The 1,132-nt window shown below is 66.2% G+C and carries 1 protein-coding gene; it reads left to right on the forward strand.

The window, feature by feature from the left end; translation table 11 throughout:
* Window positions 1-82: 82 nt before the first annotated feature.
* A partial coding sequence (locus OP496_RS17890) for an FtsX-like permease family protein (RefSeq protein WP_348522025.1) occupies window positions 83-1,132 on the forward strand: 1,050 nt, incomplete at its 3' end.

Consider the following 1,132-nt stretch of genomic DNA (forward strand, 5'->3'; position numbering starts at 1 on the left):
ATGCTCTGGCACGCCGCTGCGGGCGTTGCCTGCGCCTTGACGAAGGGCGCCTGCAGACCATGAGTCACGACGAGGTGGCCTCGTGAAGGCGCTCTCGCTATCGCTCAAGGGACTGTGGCGTGATCTTCGTGCCGCCGATGTACGGGCGCTGTTCGTGGCTCTGGCGTTGGCAGTGGCGGCCTCGACGATGATCGGCTTCTTCCTGGACCGTCTCGACCGAGGGCTGACCCGACAGGCCGGGCAACTGATGGGCGGCGACCTGGTGCTCGAGCAGAGCGATCCCTTTTCCGAGGAACTGCGCCAGACGCTGCGCGATGCCGGGCTGACGCTCTCGCAGCAGGTCGATCTGATCTCGATGGTCAGTCGCGACGATGCCTTCCAACCGGCCAGTCTCAAGGTCGTTGACGCGGATTATCCGTTATATGGGCAAGTGCGCGTCGAGCGTGGCGAGGGGCTCGAGACGCTGACTCACGGCCCTGCACCCGGCAGCGTGTGGGTGGCGCCGCGTCTGGCGCGGCTGATGGAACTCGACATCGGGGACGCGCTCGCGATAGGCGACAGCACGCTCACCGTGAGCGGCCTGATCGAGCGCGAGCCGGATCAGAGCGCCGGATTTTCGGCCTTCAATCCGCGCGTGATGATGCATCGCGACGATCTGGCGGCGACTGACCTGGTGCAGCCTGGCTCGCGGCTCGAATACGAGCTGTTGGCCCAAGGGCCGCCCGACGCCGTGGCGCGCGTGCAGTCGCGTCTGGAGAGACTGCGCGATAACGGCGTCGAGGTGCGCGACGTGCGCGAGGATCGTCCTCGGTTGGGCGGTGCGCTGGATCGTGCCCAGCGCTACCTGAGTCTGTCGGGGCTGGCGGCGGTATTGCTGGCCGGGGTAGCGGTGGCCATGGCCACGCGTCGTTATGTCGATCGCCATTTGGATACGGCGGCGTTGCTGCGCTGTTTCGGCGCCTCGCAGCGACAACTGGTGACATTGTTTGCCCTGCAGCTCGCCTGGCTGGCATTGGCGGCTGCGGTGGTGGGCGCGCTATTGGGCCTGCTGGGACAGGCTGGCTTGCTGGTGATTCTGACGAATTTTCTACCGCTCGAACTGCCGCCGCCGGGGCCTTTGCCGTTATTGATG

The organism is Chromohalobacter sp. 48-RD10 (genome assembly GCF_029889785.1).
Lineage (GTDB): Bacteria > Pseudomonadota > Gammaproteobacteria > Pseudomonadales > Halomonadaceae > Chromohalobacter.